Below are 17,878 nucleotides of genomic sequence, written 5' to 3' on the forward strand. Positions count from 1 at the left end.
TTCCAAATCGTATACAATTTTTTCAACTTATTCATGTGGAAAACTTTACAGCTTGTACATTAGTGATTTCAATCATTTCACGTTTTTTAAAATTTGTCAACAAGGAAGTTATCCACATATTTTGTTCTTTATCCCGCTGCAGGTTGCTTCTACCCGCCGCTCCTAACTTGTCAGATATTTTTTGGAACAAAGCCGGGAATCTGTGATATAATATTATGGTACAAGGCGAGTTGGACTTTCTGCGATTTTCGCATCTGCCCTCTTGCCTTTTTCTATTTCTACATTTTATATTTTTTGATGAGAACGGCTTTATCAGCCGTTCTTTTTATGTAACGAGGTCAATTATGACAAAGAAAAAAACACCCAGCGCCCTTTGTAATCCGGTTATGTTCAGCACGGTCATGAAAGATGAGGAGCTATTCCGAGGTCTTCTCGCCCGCATCTTGCCGGAAAAAAGGGTTTGCAGGCTTCATCTTCACGACTACGAAGATGAAATTCAAATCTTTTCAGCGGAGACGATTCTCCACACTGAGCATTCCATTATGATTAATCCATACGCAAAATCAGTTCGTTTCGACGTCTTGTTTGAAGATGACGACACCTGGTTTGATGTGGAATGTCAAGCTGCCGATACCAAAGAACTTCCTCAGCGCAGTCGCTACTATCACGCTGTTGCAGCGGTCGATTCTCTTGCGCGTGGTCAGGAATATAGGGAGCTTAGACCGGGATATGTCATCTTTATCTGTTTATTTGATTTGCTTGGGCAAGATGAGCCCATCTACTCATTTCAAATGATTGACGATAAAAATCACTTGCATTTAGATGACGGTCAAGTTACAATATTTCTAAACAGTAAGTGCAGCAAAGACGATATTCCTTGCCAATTAAAAAATCTATTTCAGTATCTGGAAGAAGATATTGTGCCAAAGTCAGATTCATGGCTGCTGCGCCTGCAAAGCGCAGTGAAAACCATGGAAAACGAAAAGGAGGTGCGGAGCAGAATGACACTTTACGATGAATGGGTACGAACCGCCACCGCATTTGAAAAATGCAAGCAAATGCTGGAAGAATCTGAAAAGGCTCTGCAGGTTGTTGAAGCTAAAAGGCAGCAGGCTGAAGTCGAGAAAAAACAGGCTGAAGCTGAAAAAATGCAAGCCGAATCTGAGAAGAAACTGATAGAATCCCTTCTGAACCAAGATCGGATCGAAGACCTTAGAAAGGCACTAAAGGATCCTGTCTATAAAGAGCAACTATTTGAGGAACTGAATAACTAATGAACAATAAAACACTGCTGTCCCAGCGTTCTTCTTTGGGACAGCAGTGTTTTTATCTTACTATTTTCTTTCAAAAGTTGCCGAAACAACCTTCGCTGCCTGGCGCCGCATCTAACTTTCGTTAACGCGTTGCAGGCACGGCTTCCGCAGTAGTGCGATTCCAATCAAACTTCGCTTTCGCTTGTTTTCTTGGTCGCACCTCGCATGAGACGTTCCGCCAACCTCTTACGCGGTTGGGGATACGACTTCAGGTAATCTTTCATTCATGATGTTCATCAGGGCGTCAGTTGATGGCAATCCATCTACCATCTTTGCATCAGCCGCAGGGATAAACACAGGATTTACAGGTGCCAGTACGCCGCCCAGTACTTCACCGATTTCAGCATACTTATACAGCGGCAGTGTATCATCCATTTCCAGAGAAATATCTGATTCGTCTTCGAAGCCAAATTCTTCTTCGAATACATTTGCGAGTTCTGCCGCAATTTCCCAGTTGCTTAAGTCAACATCTTCCACAATTGCAGCTTCAACCGGCAGCAGTCTTCTTTCAGTATTGGTGAAAGTGCCGTCAGTGCTTGCTGCACCAGTTCCCGGAATAAATACATCTGCTTTCTTTGCAGTTTCAGTCATGTAAATATCGGAAACCATCAGGAATTCCAGTCCAGCCAGGTCAAATCCAGCTACTGCAGGATCTTCACCGAAGATAACAAGACCTTTTACGCCTTCCATAGCTTCGGCTCCTGCACGAATGCCCATGTCCACAAGCCCCTGAGAGTTATTCTTTGGCTTCACTGCTAAGATACCGTCTCTAGGTTTTCCGATGTGACCGGACAGCTGCGCAATTTCAGCAACCAGGGCTGCTGCTTCATAGGACAGCACGTTCTGCTGGAAGACAATCATAGCCTTCTTTGCTTTTGCGTACATTTCAGCAACTGCCTTAATTTCATCGCAAACTACAGCGTCTGCAACGGAAGCTGCAAATGCGTCAAAGCCTTCAGCATCGCTCTTCTTGCCCATGTCAATCAAAGCTTTTGCCAAACCCTTTAAGAATGCGGTGCTGTTGTCTGTGTCGATGACTTTTTCAGCAAAGGCGTAGGAAGTCTGCGCTTCCGGTGTGTTGATTGCAACTACCTTAGCGCCTGCTTCTGCAGCCTGTTTAATCTTGTTCCAGATAACCGGATTGTTCTTCTTAATGAAGCCCGGTACTAAAATCACCTCAGTGGACAGAAGTTCGTCTATGGTGTTCGGAGAAGCATCCAATCCCAGTACATCGGTCAGCGCGTTCTTTCTGGTGTTGAAACAGAAAGTCTTAGCGCCTGCAATGCGAGCAAACTTCTTCATTGCGTATGCTTCTTCGTTGGTGTATCTGTCAGAAATTGCAACTGCGATAGAATCAGCTCCATTTCTAACTTTTACTGCTTCCAGTTTCTTGGCTGCCATCACGATAGCTTCATGATAATCAGTCATGCGGAAGTCATCGCCGTCTTTTACAAGCGGATCTACTTCCTTATCTTCTAATACAGCCACATCAAAGCCCCACTTGCCTTTTCCGCAGCAGATGCCGGCATTGACATAACCTTCCTTGGAAGGATTTGCCTTAATCAGCATATCGCCATAGGATTCTAAATCTAAAGTACAGCCGACAGAGCAGAATGCACAAGTTGTTTCTGTAATTTCAGCATCGAGAGGAACTTCCTTCTGTACAGTCTGTCTTTCCTGCAGTGCGCCTACCGGGCAAACGCTGACACACTGACCGCAGGATTCGCAGCCGGATTCAGCCAGCGGTTTTTCCAAGTTCGGTTTTACAACAGTATCAAAACCACGCTGTACAAGACCCAGTGCGCCTACGCCCATAACCTCGTCACAGACTCTTACACAAAGTCCGCAAAGGATACACTTGTTCGGATCTCTTACGATGAACGGATGGTCATCGGTAAACTCAATCATGTTCTTGTCCCCTGCAAATCTTTCAGGTTCTACATCGTATTCATTTGCGTAGTCGATCAGCTTACATTCGAAGTAGTCGTGACAGCCGCATTCCAGACACCTGGAAGCCTCTGCCAGCGCTTGATCTTCAGTCAATCCGTCAAAGATTACTTCTGAGAAGTTATCTTTTCTTTCTGCAGCAGTCAGCTGATCAGCTTTCTCTCTACACAGTCTTTCCCTATCTTCAAAAGTCTCTTCAGTTACATCATCTCTTTCTACAAAGAACGGTTTTTCATAGCTTACAGCTTCGCCGTTCAAGTAGGAGTCGATAACAACTGCAGCTTTACCAGCATCAGCAATAGCTTCTACTGCAATGGAGATCTTATCGTTACCACAGTCACCGCCTGCAAATACGCCAGGAATGCTGGTCATGAAGGTGTCAGGATCGTATGCGATAGCATTCTTTCTAGTCTTATCTACATCGAAAGCGCTCGCATCTACTGCCTGACCGATTGCCAGGATAACAGTATCTACATCGATGGTCTCAGTTTTTCCTTCTACCGGAATCGGCTTTCTTCTGCCGGAAGCGTCAGGCTCACCCAGTTCCATTACCTGCAGTACCATCTGTTTTACATGACCCTTTTCATCTTTGATGATTTCCAGTGGGTTGGTCAGGTTCTTAAAGATTACGCCTTCCTCTTCACCCTCTTCAATCTCAATTCTGTCAGCAGGCATTTCGTCCTTGGTTCTTCTGTAAATGTTATAAACTTCCTTCGCACCCAGTCTGACAGCAGTTCTGCAAGCGTCCATTGCCGTGTTACCGCCGCCGACGATGGCAACCTTTTCACCGAAGTCGATGTGCTGATTTCTAACAACCTTTCTCAGGAAGTCGATACCGCCGATGACGCCGTCAGCGTCTTCTCCCGGACAGCCAACGCCGGTGGATACCCATGCGCCGATACCAAGAAGCACTGCATCGTAGTCTTCTCTGATTGTATCAAAGGATAAATCTTCACCGACTTTGCAGTTCGGTACGATTTCAACGCCCATGGATTCGATGATTTCAATTTCTGCATCTAGTACTTCCTTCGGCAGTCTGTATTCAGGAATACCGTAGCGAAGCATACCACCCAGCTTCGGCATTGCGTCGAAGATAGTTACTTCGTGCCCCTTCTGTCTCAGGAAATATGCTGCGGAAAGACCCATCGGGCCGCCGCCGATAATGGCTACGGATTTGCCGGTCTCTTCTTCGATTTCAGGAACAAATACAACATCCTCCATCATGTCGTAATCAGCAGCAAAGCGCTTCAGGGCAGCAATGCTGATCGGTTCATCTACAAGACCCCTTCTGCAAGCGTCTTCACAAGGGTGCGGACATACACGGCCGATGGAAGCAGGAAGCGGAATTCTATCCTTAATCAGCTCGTTTGCAGCTTCAAATTCGCCGTTTGCAATCAGACCCACATACCCCTGACAGTCAGTTCCTGCAGGACATGCCTGTGCACAAGGCGCTTTGCAGTCACCGTTATGGTTGGAAATCAAAAGCTCCAGGTTAGTCTTTCTGGACTCTACGACTCTGTCTGTATTTGTCATTACTACCATGCCAGGAGCAACTGTAGTTGCGCAAGCCTTGCAGAGTTTAGGGTTTCCTTCTACTTCTACAACACAAAGTCCGCAAGCTCCGTAAATGGTAGTTCTTTCATCATAGCAAAGAGTAGGGATAAAAATATCATTATCTCTGGCCACTTCTAAAATGGTCTGTCCAGGAAGTCCAAATACTTCTTTGCCATCAATATTCATTCTGAATTTATTCATGTGTATTCCTCCTCCCTACTTTTTCTCAATAGCGCCAAACTTACAGGATTCTGCACACTTGCCGCACTTGATACACTTAGTCTGGTCAATAACATGCTGACCCTTTACTTCTCCGCTAATCGCGCCGACAGGACACTTCTTTGAGCAGAGGGTACATCCCTTACATGCGTCAGTGATTTCGAAAGAAATCAGTTCCTTACATGCTTTAGCGGTACACTTTTTATTGTAAATATGGTCTTCATATTCGTTTCTGAAATATTTGATGGTAGTCAGAACTGGGTTCGGCGCTGTTTGACCCAGACCGCACATTGCGCCGTCTTTAATCTTAGCTGCCAGTTCTTCCAGCAGTTCAATATCTCCGTCTTTACCTTCGCCGACAGTGATTCTTTCTAAGATTTCCAGCATTCTCTTGGTACCGATTCTGCAGTAATTACATTTTCCGCAGGATTCTTTCTTTGTAAAGTCGAGGAAGTATCTTGCCATGTCTACCATGCAGGTGTCTTCGTCCATAACGATCATACCGCCGGAACCTACGATGGCGCCGGTCTTGTTGATGTCTTCGTATGTAACCGGAGTGTCAATCAAATCAGCCGGAATACATCCGCCGGAAGGTCCGCCCATCTGAACAGCCTTAAACTGCTTATCCTGTTTGATACCGCCGCCGATACCAAAGATAACGTCTTTCAGAGGAAGACCCATTGGAACTTCTACAAGTCCGCCCTTCTTAATCTTACCAGCAAGAGCGAATACCTTGGTACCCTTGGACTGCTCTGTACCCATTGCTCCAAAGGCTGCTCCGCCGTTTGCGATAATCCATGGCACGTTGGCAAAGGTTTCTACATTGTTGATATTGGTTGGCTGCTGCCAGTAACCTTTTGCAGCAGGAAAAGGCGGCTTCAGTCTAGGCATACCTCTCTCACCTTCCAGGGAGGCGATTAGCGCAGTTTCTTCACCACAGACAAATGCGCCGGCGCCAGCTTTGATTCTGAGGTCAAAGTCATAGCCAGATCCAAAGATATCCTTACCCAGGAATCCCTTTTCTCTTGCCTGTTCCATGGCGTTTTCCAGTCTCTTAATCGCCAGCGGATACTCAGCACGACAGTAGATAATACCCTCGGTAGCGCCCATAGCAAAACCGCCGATAATCATACCTTCAATCAGTGCGTGCGGGTCGCCTTCCAGGACAGATCTGTCCATGAATGCACCTGGATCACCTTCGTCAGCATTACATACGATGTATTTGTTCTTTCCAGGGTTTCCTTTTGCCGCATTCCACTTGAACCAAGTTGGGAATCCTGCGCCGCCTCTGCCTCTGAGACCGGAAACCTTGATTTCTTCAATAACTTCATCCTGGGTCATGGAAGTAACAACCTTTTTTGTTGCTTCGTAGCCGCCCACTGCCAGATATTCGTCAATCTTTTCAGGATTGATGAGACCACAGTGTCTGAGAACGACTCTCTTCTGTTTTTCGAGGAACTGTTCATCCTCAGCAGAAATAGCGTATTCTTCAACAGGCTTTCCACCTTTTAAATGCTCTTCTACAATCTTTTCGACTTTCTCAGGCTGTACCTTGACATATCTGGTCATTTTACCAGCATCATCATAAACATCTACAATCGGTTCCAGATAACAAGTACCAACGCAGCCAGTAAAATCGATATCTACGTTTACGCCCTGCTTTGCAATCTGGGCTTCAAATTCAGCTTGGGTTTTCTTTGCACCTGTGGCAATACCGCAGCTGCCCTGTCCAATAATTACTTTCACACTCGCACCTCCTAAGCTCTTTCTTTGATTTCAGCCAGAATCTGCACTACTTTATCCTTGGTAAGATTTCCGTAGGTTTCATCTCCGTCAGCGCTCTGAATCATCATGACCGGTGCTAAAGAGCAGCAGCCAAGACAGGCTACATTGTTCAGAGTGAAGATACCGTCTTCGGTAGTTTCTCCATCCTGAATGCCTAAATATTCGCAAACTGCTTCTTCAATCATTTCAGAACCGTTTACGTGGCAAGCTGTACCTTGGCACAGCATAATCAGATTCTTGCCAATCGGCTGTAATCTGAACTGTGCGTAGAATGTAGCTACGCCGTAAATCTTTGCCGGTTTAATGCCGGTCGCCTCTGAAATGTGATTAATTGCATCGATGGAAAGATATCCATAAATATCCTGGGTCTTCTGTAAAATTGTAATCAGACTGCCAGGAACTTTGGCGTACTTGTCTAAAACCGGCTGCAGTTCTTTAAACTGCGCGCTTCGACTTCCGCCGCAGCAACAACATTTTTCACTCATTTTGTGTTTCCTCCTGTTTCCATGAATTGTTAAAACAAGCATACCTCCGTGGTAAATGATGTGTCCACAAAGGTGGTTTCCCCATTTTGAAACTATAGCTTTCATTATACTTTTTTTTTGAGTGGAATGCAATGGGTTCAGAATTTATTTATTAATTAACAGAAAATTGTTTGTATTTTCACAAACAAGCAGCAGGTCCTGCTAATAGATTGATTCATGGGTACATTCAGCCATCTTCTCTATCTTATGAAACATTATCATTTTTAGTAATGGCATCATAACTTCTATTAATTTTCATATTATTCAAAAATATGTTATAATTTTTCTATGAAAAAAGTAAAACACAAGACACTTTCTGCTTCGTTCATTGTTGCAACAATCAGCATACTTTTAGTACAAATTCTGTTTTTCAGCGTGCTGTATTTTTATGGGAATGAGTATGTCCTGCCAGAACCGCAGCTTCGCAGAATTTCATACGCAGAGTGGAACTGGTATGTTGCACAGCCAAGTACAAATATCTACGATTCTACACTGCTTCAAATATGCGCTTTTAGACCGTATTTGACCCTGACCATGTGGATATTCAATGCTTTTCATATCAAAGCCTGCAAAATCGGGTTATGCATTAAGGTGCTGCTCTTTCTAATTTCAATTTTGGCACTCATTATACCTGCTTTGCTGATGAACTTTTATGTAACGCACTGCATCCTGCCGATGACGCTAATACCACTAGAAATGCTGTCTTTGCTCCTCTCTGTCATATTGATCGTCAATGCAAGAGTGAATCCTGCTTTATAAGAGGCCGAGGCGGCTGCCTATTTCAGATAAAAAAACCTACGCTTCATATTAAACAGTTTCTGTAAAATACAAAATGTAGGTTTTTTTCTTTTCCTGCAAAGCTATGATTATTTTCCGCACATGGACATCGCAACTGCTGCGAAAATTTCTACACCATAGAGAAACGCATCTTCATTGATATTCAAAATCGGACTATGCAAAGACCCCGTTTCCTGGCCCTCCTGTGCGCAGCCGAGCATAAACATTACGCCGGGCACCTCTTCCTGATAATAGGCAAAATCCTCTGAACCTAAATGCGGTCTCTCAATGTGATAAACATGTTCTTTCTTTTCTAAAACCTGTTCTGCCGCATCAATCACCAGTTTCGTAAGCATTCCATCATTATTCACCGAAGGGAATCCCGGTATAAATTCAACTTCACCTTGTCCGCCAAAAGCCCTCGCTGTATGTTCTACAAGTTCTTCCATACGGGCACGGATTTTCATCTTATCGCCTTTTTCCACACAGCGTATCATGCCCTTCATTTCTACAGTATCAGGAATTACATTAATCGCTTCCCCTCCCTGTATTTGGCAGATAGAAAAGGTTGCAACCTGAAAAGGCCCCACGTTGTTACTCAATATCGAATCCAGCGCAGTCACTACATGAGAAGCCACAACTACTGCATTTACGCCCATTTCGGGCTCCGATGAATGGGCACTCTTGCCATGAACTCTGATTAAAAACTCATCATCTGTTGCAGATAAATGTCCCGGTTTGATACCGATGGTTCCACAAGGTAGATCAGGCATCATATGAAGTCCAAAGATTCCCTCTATATCCGGATGCTTAAGCCCGCCATCATTAATTACGCACTTGGCGCCGCCATTTGCTTCTTCGCCTGGCTGAAATATAAATCTGATGGTGCCATTTAGCTCCGACTTCATCTGAGAGAGCAATAGCGCTGTACCCAGAAGAACAGCCATATGTCCGTCATGACCGCAGCCATGCATCAGCCCTGCCTTCTCTGATTCAAAAGGAAGTCCTGTTTCCTCCAATATTGGAAGTGCATCCATATCCGCACGAAATGCAATTGCTGCGCCTTGCCCTGCGCCTTGCAAATCTGCAATAATGCCTGTTCCACCAATATTCCTGCGCACTTGGTATCCCATATCGGAAAGTGCTTCCGCAATATAATCAGATGTATCAAACTCTTCAAAGGAAAGTTCTGGATGGCGGTGAAAATCCCGTCTCCATTTAACTACCCTTTCATGATTTTCTTTTGCAAGTTTTTCTATTTCTTTTAAATGCCTCATCCGTCTTGCCCCGTATCTTATAAACTGTGAATTCTATCCAAAAGCTGCTGCGCAGTTTCGCAATTTGCATAAATAAATTTGATCCCCTGCAGCGCTCTGTCATGACGTTCCTGACTCATGGCAGTCATCGCATCTTCGATCATGTCCACTTCGTATCCAAGGTCTGCCAGGTCACGAATAGAAGTGCTGACACACTGATCTGTATAAAATCCCACAACGATTACCTTTTTAATGCCCAAATTGCGCATTACCCTGTCAATCGGTGTTCCTACACAAATGCCGGAGCAGGTTTTATTCAAAACAATTTCTCCATCAAGAGGTTTTGCTTCCTCGCAAAACTCCGATGCCATGCCGCCTGGCGGATAATACATGCCAGCAGATGCGTGCAGTCTACCGGTGTCCTTACCATCAGGAAGCAGAGATTGAATACGTACATGAATCGGGCGAATCCCTTTTTCTCTGCAGGCTGTAAGAATACGCTCAATATTTGAAAGCGCCTTATTTGTATTCTCTTCCAGCTGATCCAAAATCGACATTAGAGGTTCTGTGTCAATTCCCATGGCACGATAGCCTTCTACAAAATATTCCTTTGTTACACACTTTTGCGCATCAATAATAACCAGCGCTGTATCCTGAGGATTGACTTCTACAGGTGTGTTATATACTGCGCTTGACAACTGTCCATAGTACTGCGCCGCAAATTCGTTTAAAGCTTTGTTATAATCCATCTCGTTTCCTCCTTGTGCATATCATGCAAGTTGTTAAGTTTCTTTGCAATATATTACAGCAAGGACTGTGCCAACTTGTTTCTACCAGGTTTTCCAATATTTAAGCCTATATTTTTCCTGACCCAAGCTCCGTTTTGCAAATAATTGCCGCAAATTATTGCGTTTTTGCAACAAATTGCAAAATCAAATTCCATACTTTTTACATTTATAATATAACGTTCTGATCGGAAGGCCTAAGGCTACAGCTGCTTTATTTTTGTCACCATGGTAAGCATGTATCGCTTGCAAAATGCACCTTTTCTCTGTCTCTTCAACAGCCTCATGCAAATTTACGGGAAGCTCTGCGCCTTTTTCACAAGCAGGCGTTTCCACTTTCTTCATGACTCTGTATTCCCCAAAAAGCGCTTGTTCAATCCCTTGCGCCTCAAGACATGAAGCACTTGGATCAAGATTAATAAACGCTCTTGAAAGAACATTTTCTAGTTCTCTGACATTGCCGTTCCAGTCCTCCTGCTGCAAAAGTGACACAGCTTCTCTCGATATCGACTTAACATCTCTTCCATAAAATTCATTATACTGATGCAGCAGGTATTCAACGATAAACGGAATATCCTCCTTCCTTTCCCGAAGGGGCGGAATATGCAAAGGAAATACATTGAGCCGATAATAGAGATCCTCTCTAAAACTTCCGTCTTCTATCATCTTTTCCAGAGGCTTATTAGTAGCGCAAATAATTCTCACATCGACTTTAACCGGTTCTACTGCCCCTACCGGCATGATTTCTTTTTCCTGCAGCGCCCGCAGCAGTTTCACCTGCATTCTGGGAGAAACATCACCAACCTCATCCAGAAAGAGAGTTCCCTTGTCAGCCTCCTGAAAAAGCCCCTTGCGTCCGCCTCTAAGGGCTCCTGTAAATGCACCTTCCTTGTATCCGAACAATTCACTTTCAAGCAGCTCCTCCGGTAAAGAGGAACAATTAATTTTAACGAACTTTTCATTTCTTCTCGGACTGTTATTGTGAATCGCATTGGCGAAAATTTCCTTACCTGTACCGCTTTCCCCTCTAAGCATAATTGTTGCTGGCGTCATGGAGGCAACCTTTGCTGTTTCAACGATATGAAGCAGGCAAGCACTTTGACCGATAATATCTTTAAAGGTGTATCTGGTCTGCGCCTTGCGCAACTTTTGATTCACACGATCAAGTTCACGCTTCAACCGATTAACATCGGATATATCATGATATACAATGACCTTTCCAATGGGGACATTATTTTCAAAAATATCCTGACCGTCTGCCACAAGCTCCGTGCTGCTGCGCCGAATCATCTTTTCATACGCCTGATTCGTATAAAGAGTTCTGCCCTTAGTATCTTTAATACAAACTGCATTCTGCATCACATCAAGAATTATGCGGCTTTGCAAAATCAATGCTTCAAGCCTTTGGTTCATCGTGCTCCCTCTTCTTTCCGCTAAAATCAATTTCCGTTACAAAAAGTGCTGCCATCATAATCACTGCGCCCAGATAGGATTTTACAGTCAGCACCTCTCCTGCAAAGAAATACGCCACCACCGCTGCAAAGACCGGTTCCAGGGTGAAGATAATGCCCACGTGAGCAGCCGTAGTATACTGCTGTGCAATGGCTTGCACGATAAAGGCAACACCGGTGCAAAATATGGAGAGAAAGATTACACTGCCCCAGATCATCGGCGTCGTCGGCAAATGAGGCTGTTCAAAGATAAACGACATAGCAAGCATATAAACACCGGTTACGCCCAGCTGAAACACGCCCAGCTGAAATGCGTCAACCTCTTCATGTGAAACCGCTTTCTCCGTCAGTATCAGATCGATGGCATAAGCCGTCGCACCTAAAATACAAAGAAGATCACCTCGCAGATTTGCCATATTGATAGAAAAATCGTCCTTTAAAGTCAGCATCATAATACCGATAAGACTCATGGTCACTGCAAAGATGATTTTTTTCTGCGGCTTTTTCCTAAGCACCAGAATTTCTATAATCGGTACGAAAATCACCGTCAGAGCGCAGAGAAATCCCGAATTTGAAAGAGTCGTATATTTGACGCCAAAAGTTGCACCAATATAAACAAAGACCAGTACCGACCCAATTAAAAGACTGTATTTCAGCGTCTGTTTGTTGACACCTTTCAGTTTTCGCAAGCTCAAAAGCCCACCGATAACAAAGGCGCCCAAGAACCGGTATGCGTTGAGCGTAAACGGTCCCATATCTGTCAGCGAAACATCCATCAAATAATAAGATACGCCCCAGCAAAGGGTTACCAGCACCAGCATCATATCCGCCCGCAATTGTTTGTTCATTTCCGCAAAATCTCCTCGAAATTAAATACCTGCAATAAATAGTTCTAACGCCATCTGACTGTCTAAAAGCCCCGTTTTAATCTGCCTGTCCACTTCATAAATCGCTGACAGCGTTTCCTTCAGTTTTTTCTGCGTATACTTGCCCGCATAAGGCATCAGTTTCTTAATTCGAAATTCGCTGCCGCCCAGTTTCTTGTGCATAGCGGAAACATCAAGCCCGTCATCCCGCAGTTCCTTAACAGCAAGCAGCAGTTCAAACTGGGATACAATGACCCCAATGATAGAAAATGCGTCCTTGCCGCTGTATAAAATGTTATATAAAATCTGAAAAGCTTTGTCCTTTTTGTTGGCAGTAATCGCATCCAGCATATCGAAGACGAAAGTTTCCAAATCACCACTGACCGTGCGCAAGATGTCCTCTTCCGAAACCCTCACCCCATCACTGTGTGCGATGACTTTCTGGATATCATTGGCAAAATGAAATAGTCTGTAATCACTTTCTTTGTTAAAATATCCTGTAGCTTCAACAAGCGCAGAAAGAGCTGCGGGACCGATTTCAACCCCAGCCTGTTTAAAACGCTTCTTTGCAAAGGAAGAAAACTCCGCCTTGTCTATTTTGTCAAAATCATAGCACTGCGCGGACTTTTTCAGCGCCGCGGAGAGCACCGTAGTCATCTTTACCTCTTCTGCCGAAAAAATCAAAATAGTCTGTTCATTGCTTTCCTTAATATAATTTGCAAGTTCTTTGATCTCCTCTTTTGAAAAACCTCTGGCACTGTCGCTCAGCAAAGGTTTAAAATTCCTGACCCAGACAATGCGGCGTGCTGAAAACATGGAAAAAGTCTCAGCAGCTTCTATAATCCTGCTGCAGGAGGTCTCCTCGCCCTCGAGAAGTACATAGTCCATAGACGTCGTCGCCGGATTGACATATTTCTTAACCAGCGTCTCCACTGCCCATTTTACCAGATACTGTTCTACGCCATACATCAAAAGAACCTTCTCAAAAGTTTCATTCTTTAAGTGCTCTGAGAAGACCTTAAAACTGTGTTTTACGGTTTTTTTGTACATACTGAAAGTTTACCTCGTTTATCTATAATTCCAACGGCTCCATCTAAATCCGTTCTATATACCATTGTATCAGATTTCCTTAATTTTTCAATGACCTTCTGGCTTGGATGTCCGTAATTATTTTTCCCAACACCGATGACGGCAATGCGGGGACGTACTGCTGTCAAAAAATCATCACAGCTGCTATAGGCGCTGCCGTGGTGCGCTACCTTCAAAACGTCCGCCGAAAGCTTATCTGTCCCCTGATATTTTTCAAGGAGCATCCTCTCTCCTTCCTCGGTAATATCTCCCGTAACCAGTACGGTAAAATTTTCCAGATGTACTTTAAAAATCAGGCTGCTCAGATTTTCATCACTTTCATCCACAGACGAGCTTTTATCAGGCCAAAGGATTTCAATCCATTCCTTGTCACCAAGACGAATCTTCTGACCAGCCCTGCCCTTGGTCAGCATATGCGCAACCGGATATACCTCTTTCAGCTGGCAAAGTCCCAGATAGTGATCGGTGTGAAGATGGGTTGCCGCCGCAATATCCAGAGAGGAAATCCCATTTTTTAGAAGATAAGGTTTCAACGTCTTTTCGCCAACATTGTATCGAATGCTTCCTCCCCCATCCAACAGCACCTGCCTGCCGCCTGCGTCTTTTAAGTGAATGCAGTCGCCCTGTCCCACATCAACAAAGACTACTTGCGCCTTGTCAAAAGGGCTTGCACTTATCACTGCAGTCATTGCCACCGCCATACCTATTAGACCTGCCGTTTTACCCAGAAGTTTCCAATTTTTTCTCCGCAAATAGACTGCAAAAAATTCTGAGGCAAGTAAAAAGCTGCACCCGTAAAACAGCACCAGCAGCCAGAGCGGCGGCGAAACTGTATCGAAAGCCAATTTTCCACCTGCACCAAAAAAATGATTCACTTTTATCATCATCTGTACCAGTCCTTCCAGCACCTGCCCACAGCCAGGAAACACCATACCAGAAAATAGATAGACAAAGAACGCTCCGGTTCCAAGAGGTACAATGACGGATGCCAGAAAGACCACCGGAATATTACAGAAAAATCCTGCGAGAGAACAAACATTGAAAGTATATGCCATATATGGCAAAAGCCCCAGCTGCACGCTGAGGACTGCCGCTGCACTCTCTTTCACATACCGCTGAAGTATCGGTGCAAAAAATGCCATAGAAAGAACTGCAAGAAACGACATTTGAAAACCCGCTCCAAAGATCACATACGGATTTTTCAGAATAGAAAAAAAAGCTGCTGCTGAAAGAGCAGTCAGAAGGTCATACCGTCTATGCAGAAATTTTGCTCCCATGGAAAGCAAAATGAGAAAAATCGCTCTGTTCACCGAAATCGACCACATGGCAGCTGTGCCGTAGATAAGAAGTAATATGATAAAAGCTGCTGTCAGAAATCTGCTGTTTCTCTTTTTATTTATGGCGCAATATAAACTGTATAGCATGCCGATATGTAGACCGCTGACCGCAAGAACATGAGCGGTTGCATTTTTTCTGAATTCCTCATAGGTTTCCTCATCCAGCTCCTTCGTGTCACCAAAAAGAATACCTCTGAGAACGGCTGCCCCGGACTTTGACATAGAAAGATTTTTAATCAGCTGTTCCCTCTTTATAAATATTATGCTTTTCCCCTTACTCAACAGACTATCCGGCTTTTGTACAATGCGAAAGGAATCCAGCGTGGTGATGTAATGAATGCCCTTGGATTTTAAGTAAAGCTGATAATCAAAGGTTCTCGGATTAGAAGCACTGCGGGGAATTTCTGTCTGGGCCGCAAAAGAAACAGTGCAGCCCAGAAGCTGTTCGTAATGTTCTATCCTCTGATAATAGCGGCACAAAAGCTTTTCCCTACCGATTTGGCAGTAAATGCGATACTGGTCATCTTTAATTTTATCAATCTCGGTGACCACTGCTGAAAAGTTCTCTGCGCTTTCCAAGCTTTTTGAAAAAAGACTGCTGCCCGCTTCCATCTTTTCTAAAGACAGCAAAAGTCCCCCTGCCAGAAAAGATACCAGCAGAAGTAAATAAAATTTTTTTCGCGCCCTATCGCTCTTTACACAGATGAATGCACACACCGCCGTACAGACAATTGCCGCAGGCAGCTGAATCTTTTCGAAAAACTGCATGCAAACAATACCGCAGATAACAGCTGTCGTCATTGATAATAGTTTTCGTCTCATGGTTTCCTCACAAGACGCACAAGTTCCATTTATAGTTTAATCAGTCACTGTGGTATATTCAAGTTATTATCAAGAAATTACTGTGAAATTTGGTATAAAAAGGAATAATAAATTTGAGAAAATGGTCAATTGCCAAGGTGAATTCCAGTTTGCCTAAGTAAATGTCAGGTACGCAAGAGTGGAGGATGTAAAAAGCTATGGAAAGTAGTGAAATTGATGCCAGAATAGGGTAAAATAGTGTTAATGCAGGGAAATTCGGGCATAACAAAAAGCCGTCAGCATTCATATTTTTATTTTTGCCAGAGTGAATTCTGCCGGCTGATGGTCTTGTGAAACTAGCGATATATCCCGGTAATCCATTAAAAATTAAAGTTCTAGCAGTTCATCGTGTTTTACGTAGCATTTGCGTTCTTCGCACCATAAAGGCTGGGTGTCTGGTCCTTTCCAGCTGTCCCATGGACCGGCGGAATAGCCGTATTCCAGACGGTAGGCTTGCAGATAATTTAACTGCCAGCCGTCGCTGTCCAGATACTCCCATGGATTGGATTCAATCTCATGACCAGAGCGAACCCAGTTGCGAAGCATGTAACGTTCGCTGCGTGTCATGGGAACAACATCTTCCATTTCATGGAGTGCACAAAGGTTGAACTGATAGTCGATGGATTGTTTATCGTAAATGGTTCGTCTTTTCACAGGGATGCACCTCCTTTTCTAAAGATGGAAGACTTCAGGGTAACTTCTTTGGAAGGAATTCTGCGGCAGCCGAGAAGGTGAAGGGTTTCGGCACCGAAAAAGAATGCAAACATTTCGTGAGGGCATTTGTTGCTTAGGCTTTCCCTGCAGTAAGAATTAATATGATGCATCATGAGTGAAATATCCTCTTGGCAAAGGTGGTCGAAAGAAGTACCTTTCGGCAGGAAATAGCGGATAAACTCGTGATTGCGCTCAATGGATCCTTTCTGCCATGAAGCCTGCGGATCGCAGTAATAGACTGCGGTACGCTTTTTACCGGAAGGATCTTTTTCAATGGCTAGAGGATTGGAAAATTCACTGCCGTTATCGGTAAGGATTAGCGGAAAGAGGTGGCGAAACCGTTCTGATCCCAAAAGGTCATACAGTTTTTTAAAGACATCTGTGACGGATCTGGAATCATTGTAGTCACGCAGAAAGGCCAGCATGAATTCTGCTTTGACAAAATGAATGGTTAGAAGGACTTTGCCGCCTTTCTTTCCTTCAACGGAATCCATTTGGACAACAGGATAGTTTGGATGCTCTTCCATAAATTTTTTAAAATCCTCAAAGGTTCTGCCTTCGCGGCATTTACGGTCGACTTTGAAAGTCTTTTTCTTTTTCCGCGATTTGAAACGGACTTTCCTTGGAAGGTCAAGATTCTTTGCGGAAATCAGTCCGGCATCAATGATTCGGTAAAGGGAGCGTTCGCTAATCATCAGGGAATCGGTATTGGTTACACAGATATGATGAAGGGATTGTCCCTGACGGATTAGCGGAGAGACAATGCGGTCGAAATGCTGCAGCTCTTCTTCGGAAAAGGTAAAGCCTTTGCGGGATTCAGTCAGTTTGCTGCGGTATTCTTTGTCAGCTTGCTTGGCACGGTAAAAATGTTTTTCTAAAGTGCAGTGGGGTCTTGTTTTACAGCCATTACACACGTAGGGTGGCTTGTCCAGTTTTGGGCAGCTGTAAGCTTCAAAATCAGGACAGAAACGACTGCACATACCGCAACTCCTACAGAAGCGGTAATTTCTTCCTGCGTTGCAGGGAAAACACAGTCCGCCGACAAGACAGACATTACGTTTGGTGCAGGCATTGTACTTTTTGCGGAATCCGCCAATACGTTCAACCGACAGATGCGAACGGACTTCCTTTGAGATTGTGGAAGGATCCTTGTCAAGGGCGGATGCGATGGCTTTAAATGATGTACTATTGGAAAGCTGGGTTTCGATGACCATGCGGTCAGACAGTGTAAGATGTTTTTGATTTGTCATGATTGTTACCTCCATTGACCGGGATATGTCTTAAGGTAAATATATCATAAAAATGTGAGAAAAGCAGTTTGTCAGAGTAAATTCTATGTAAGTCTTTGCCATTTGAAATTCCAGTGATACGCAGAATTTATTTTGGCAAATAATAAATTT

General features: G+C 44.1%; 13 protein-coding genes. 2 read left to right on the top strand and 11 right to left on the bottom strand.

The features are described from left to right. The first annotated feature begins 344 nt into the window (after window positions 1–344). On the top strand, window positions 345–1,274 hold the full coding sequence (locus V1225_RS10715; RefSeq protein WP_338546410.1) for an Rpn family recombination-promoting nuclease/putative transposase: 930 nt from the start codon (window positions 345–347) through the stop codon (window positions 1,272–1,274). Window positions 1,275–1,499: 225 nt separating this feature from the next. Here the strand turns inward: V1225_RS10715 and V1225_RS10720 are convergent, their stop codons facing one another. The 3 genes from V1225_RS10720 to nuoE are packed head-to-tail and all read right to left on the bottom strand — an operon-like array spanning window position 1,500 to window position 7,303. After that, window positions 1,500–5,015 carry an FAD-dependent oxidoreductase gene (locus V1225_RS10720; RefSeq protein ID WP_338546411.1) on the bottom strand — a complete coding sequence of 1,172 codons (3,516 nt, stop codon included), beginning with the start codon at window positions 5,013–5,015 and terminating at the stop codon, window positions 1,500–1,502. Window positions 5,016–5,030: 15 nt separating this feature from the next. Then, window positions 5,031–6,779, bottom strand: coding sequence for an NADH-ubiquinone oxidoreductase-F iron-sulfur binding region domain-containing protein (locus V1225_RS10725; RefSeq protein ID WP_161909271.1), 1,749 nt, complete (start codon window positions 6,777–6,779; stop codon window positions 5,031–5,033). A gap of 11 nt (window positions 6,780–6,790) precedes the next feature. After that, window positions 6,791–7,303 carry an NADH-quinone oxidoreductase subunit NuoE gene (gene nuoE / locus V1225_RS10730; RefSeq protein ID WP_160202391.1) on the bottom strand — a complete coding sequence of 171 codons (513 nt, stop codon included), beginning with the start codon at window positions 7,301–7,303 and terminating at the stop codon, window positions 6,791–6,793. Between the two features lie 327 nt (window positions 7,304–7,630). Here nuoE and V1225_RS10735 point away from each other — a divergent pair, with 327 nt between their 5' ends. Continuing rightward, the gene (locus V1225_RS10735; protein ID WP_338546413.1) at window positions 7,631–8,101 is read left to right on the top strand and encodes a hypothetical protein; all 471 of its coding nucleotides are present in this window, start codon (window positions 7,631–7,633) and stop codon (window positions 8,099–8,101) included. Between the two features lie 107 nt (window positions 8,102–8,208). Here the strand turns inward: V1225_RS10735 and V1225_RS10740 are convergent, their stop codons facing one another. The 8 genes from V1225_RS10740 to V1225_RS10775 form a co-directional block, all read right to left on the bottom strand. After that, window positions 8,209–9,396 carry a M20 family metallopeptidase gene (locus V1225_RS10740; RefSeq protein ID WP_338546414.1) on the bottom strand — a complete coding sequence of 396 codons (1,188 nt, stop codon included), beginning with the start codon at window positions 9,394–9,396 and terminating at the stop codon, window positions 8,209–8,211. A gap of 17 nt (window positions 9,397–9,413) precedes the next feature. Next, a complete protein-coding gene (locus V1225_RS10745; RefSeq protein WP_338546415.1) occupies window positions 9,414–10,124 on the bottom strand; it encodes an isochorismatase family cysteine hydrolase in 711 nt (236 codons plus the stop codon). Between the two features lie 183 nt (window positions 10,125–10,307). Continuing rightward, window positions 10,308–11,573 (bottom strand): sigma 54-interacting transcriptional regulator, encoded by a 1,266-nt coding sequence (locus tag V1225_RS10750; protein ID WP_338546417.1) that lies wholly within the window; start codon window positions 11,571–11,573, stop codon window positions 10,308–10,310. After that, window positions 11,557–12,459: a DMT family transporter gene (locus tag V1225_RS10755; RefSeq protein ID WP_338546419.1), complete on the bottom strand. Its 903-nt coding sequence runs from the start codon at window positions 12,457–12,459 to the stop codon at window positions 11,557–11,559. Before V1225_RS10755 ends, V1225_RS10750 begins: the two co-directional genes overlap by 17 nt. A gap of 21 nt (window positions 12,460–12,480) precedes the next feature. After that, window positions 12,481–13,527, bottom strand: a complete 1,047-nt coding sequence (gene holA, locus V1225_RS10760) for a DNA polymerase III subunit delta (RefSeq protein ID WP_338546421.1) — start codon at window positions 13,525–13,527, stop codon at window positions 12,481–12,483. Continuing rightward, a complete protein-coding gene (locus V1225_RS10765) occupies window positions 13,509–15,725 on the bottom strand; it encodes a DNA internalization-related competence protein ComEC/Rec2 (RefSeq protein ID WP_338546423.1) in 2,217 nt (738 codons plus the stop codon). Before V1225_RS10765 ends, holA begins: the two co-directional genes overlap by 19 nt. Before the next feature lie 366 nt (window positions 15,726–16,091). Continuing rightward, the gene (locus tag V1225_RS10770; protein ID WP_251632575.1) at window positions 16,092–16,418 is read right to left on the bottom strand and encodes a hypothetical protein; all 327 of its coding nucleotides are present in this window, start codon (window positions 16,416–16,418) and stop codon (window positions 16,092–16,094) included. Beyond that, a complete protein-coding gene (locus V1225_RS10775; protein ID WP_338546425.1) occupies window positions 16,415–17,728 on the bottom strand; it encodes an IS30 family transposase in 1,314 nt (437 codons plus the stop codon). Before V1225_RS10775 ends, V1225_RS10770 begins: the two co-directional genes overlap by 4 nt. Window positions 17,729–17,878: the final 150 nt, after the last annotated feature.

The organism is Emergencia sp. JLR.KK010, assembly GCF_037018265.1.
Taxonomy (GTDB): domain Bacteria; phylum Bacillota; class Clostridia; order Peptostreptococcales; family Anaerovoracaceae; genus Senimuribacter; species Senimuribacter intestinalis.